Genomic DNA, 3,186 nt, shown 5'->3' with positions numbered 1-3,186 from the left:
TCTATATATAGACGATTCGACTTCATCAAAGCCGTCGCATCCAATTTCTTTTTTCTATTTTTTTTCAACCGCATGATATAAGTTGCCGTCCGGGTCGTAGAAAACAAATTGCTTTCCGATAAAATGATTCGTATGGATCGACTCTGACTTGACTCCGTCACGTTGCAGCTTATACCAAAGTTGTTCTACATCGGACACCTCGAAAGCCAACAAGGGTAAATCGCTTGGCAGATGAGTATGGCACTCCAACAAATACAATTCATGTCCGGACCCTACTAATAGATTGCCACGTCTGCTGATTCCCAGCTGAAAATGACGGACGAACCAGTTTAGAACCGACTCTCGATGAAGTACGGGAATATAGAAATGTCCTGCACTTCTTAATACTCGTTCCGAGACTTTCTGTTCGAATTTCTGATCTAAACGGTGCATTCGAAAAAATTGTTCGAAATCGTCAGCGAGGTGACGCTTAAGCATTTCTCTGGCCCTCCGAATACGGCTTTCTACAGCGGACAGAGAAATATTCAAGAACTTACTAATTTCCCTCATTGACCATTCGCTTAAGTAGTGAAGTATGATTGCCATTTTGCTTGTCTGCTCTAGATTTTGAATGGCATTCCAGATCGTTTCTTGCATTAAACGCTGATCTAACCATGTATCAACATTATTTATGGAGGGGGCGACCTCATCTACATAAGGCAAAGTTCGTTTTTTCTTTTTCACGAAATCGAGGCTTGTTCGACAAACGATGGTATATAACCAACTACCCAATTTAGAAGGATCTTCKAGGGTATGCAGTCGATGATAGCATTTAAGAAAAGCTTCTTGTGTTGCATCCTGTGCTTCATGAAAGTCCCCGATAATACTGATGGCAACGGAAAACATAGCGTTAGAATATTGAAGCACGATCTGCCGATATGCATCGAAATTGCCATTTTGGGCTTCGATTACGAAACAATGATTATAGGACTTCTGCTTATCTTCATCCATACCAATACCGCCTTATAAAGAGTCATAAACATACCTTGTAGACTGTCTAAATATACCAGTAAAAATCCAATTCTGAAAATAGACTATTGATTGTGATTGGAGTAAAACCTACTTATTCAGTTAGATGGTACTGATGAGTCTAGCTGATTCCGCTTCATTGATACTGAAAATATTTCTCCGAATCCAAATCTAATCGAATCGAATTATTTTCACACATGACACCAAATACTTAAAATATATAAAATAAGAATTCATGTCATGTGTAACAATCCTGCCCGATAGCACAACGAGACTGCCGATCCATACCGGCAGCCGCGTTTTAGTTATTTATAAACGTCTAAAATAATCTATTCATTAGGGCATTCGCCTACTCTAGCCATAATAATCACAGATAGATAATCATGTATCATTTCTCGGGAAACATTCATTTCAATAAGATATAAATCTGCCAGCGTTTTCTTGAACCGCAGAAGCTCTTCTCGATCATATGAACCTGCTGGAACTGGTGTATATTGCACCAAAAAAACAGTTCTTGCAACATCATATAAAAAAATCCCCGTGGCACACATTCATGAAATCTAGAACCAGTGTGATACCATTTGATAATATAATGTTACCTGGATGAAAATCACCATGACAAAGCTCTTCGCAACAAATGATTTATTTATAAAAGTATTTGCAAAGCGACTAAACTATCCTATCCATAGCGTAACGGACAGCATTATACCCATTTGCTAGTAAAAAATGATCGTACCAAATCGAGCTCGGGAATATAATTATATCCACGTTTGGAACGATTTATTGACCATCTTTACATTGTTCATTTTTGCCCAACTCTTTAAATCCGGAATACCTCTATCTTCATCCCTTGAATACCTAAATGCCATATCTAATGGGACGATCTTCCTCCTGTGAGGTAATATCCCGATAACAGGCTTAAAGTACCCCTTGGTCATTATCACTTTAATATCCCCCGAAGTAAATAGAACTCCATTTAATATGATCTTGTCATTGGATAAGCATAACTCGGTAGGTTTCTTGAAGAATGTTCTGTACAATGCGAGTAACAGTACAACTAAACAAAGAAGTATCACCGTTACCGAAGCATAATATACTCCTATCCGATCCCATGATCTCAGTACAAGAATAGATTGACTACATATAATAGCAATCATGCCTAAAATGGTTCCAACCCTTGGAGGACTCTTAACCAGATACTTTATTTCCATCAATATGGCCCCTCCCTTGTTTCAAATCCCTAATCCAAATATACCGCATATTGGAACTATCCTACCCGTTACTTTAATAAAAACAGGGAACAGCTGCCGCGGCAATCTGCTCCCTGTTTATGTGGTATCGTTATCTGAGGGAGTTTAACGAGTAATTGTACTGAGTGTTAGAGTTTCTATCTTCCCACTGTATTTTATAGTGAGTTTGAAAACGTCATCTGTAGTGAGTTTAATGGTAACAACATCTGCATTTGCTTCAGATGACGTGTGAAAACTTCTAACTCCTTGTAATTCCTGAGGATATTGGCTTTCAAACTTAAACCCTTCTCCGCCAACTAATTGATACTCAATTGGTCCGATTTTTGCTTCTCTGTTACCCCCAATATTTTGAATATATATCGAATCAAACAATGAATTTTTAACTTTAAATATTGAAAAGGTGGCAAGCCACTCTTCTCCTTCCCCATAATAAACAACCTCATCTGACTTTTCTTTTAAATTAATATCTGATTCTTTGTTTGTACAACCTGAAATAAATAAAAGAATCGATAAAGCAAGAGAAAATACAATTCGATATTTCATTAGTTCAATAACACCTCCTACTTCTACAATTACCAGTATTCCAAATTATACCATATGGGAAAACGTAATTTTAGTTAGCCTGCCCGTAAGGAGCTGCCGCGACGCAAGCCCCTTAACTATAGTTCCCAGTTAGTTCATCTATCCTTTCTTCAAATAACTTAAAGACAATAAGCCTTTGACAAAACATGCCATACTGATAGCCCAAATTACGCCGATCACAGCAATAGTTACAGAGTTATTTATTGAACTTGCAAAAGCCCTAGTTTCAAGTAATCTTATCCAAGTCAATGCACCAAAAGTGAATAATAGCAGATGACCCAAAAACCACCCAAAGCCATGCTTCTTAAATTTTATCATCAAGCCAATCACTAGCACTACAACAGAG

General features: G+C 37.7%; 5 protein-coding genes. All 5 read right to left on the bottom strand.

Annotation, left to right across the window (positions count from 1 at the left end):
• Positions 1-54: 54 nt before the first annotated feature.
• Positions 55-990, bottom strand: coding sequence for a sigma-70 family RNA polymerase sigma factor (locus AC1DLM_RS35035; RefSeq protein WP_477572583.1), 936 nt, complete (start codon positions 988-990; stop codon positions 55-57).
• 540 nt (positions 991-1,530) lie between these two features.
• Positions 1,531-1,647 (bottom strand): phosphotransferase, encoded by a 117-nt coding sequence (locus AC1DLM_RS35030; RefSeq protein WP_477572584.1) that lies wholly within the window; start codon positions 1,645-1,647, stop codon positions 1,531-1,533.
• Between the two features lie 119 nt (positions 1,648-1,766).
• Positions 1,767-2,219 carry a hypothetical protein gene (locus AC1DLM_RS35025; protein WP_441991721.1) on the bottom strand — a complete coding sequence of 151 codons (453 nt, stop codon included), beginning with the start codon at positions 2,217-2,219 and terminating at the stop codon, positions 1,767-1,769.
• A gap of 144 nt (positions 2,220-2,363) precedes the next feature.
• Complete coding sequence (locus AC1DLM_RS35020) at positions 2,364-2,801, bottom strand: hypothetical protein (protein WP_441991722.1); 438 nt, start codon at positions 2,799-2,801, stop codon at positions 2,364-2,366.
• 138 nt (positions 2,802-2,939) lie between these two features.
• On the bottom strand, positions 2,940-3,186 hold a 247-nt coding region (locus AC1DLM_RS35015; RefSeq protein WP_477572582.1), incomplete at its 5' end, for a hypothetical protein.

The sequence above is a fragment of the Paenibacillus sp. 01T442 genome (genome assembly GCF_056398345.1).
The sequence above is the reverse complement of the archived record's forward strand: the minus strand, read 5'-3'. Positions and strand labels throughout refer to the sequence as shown.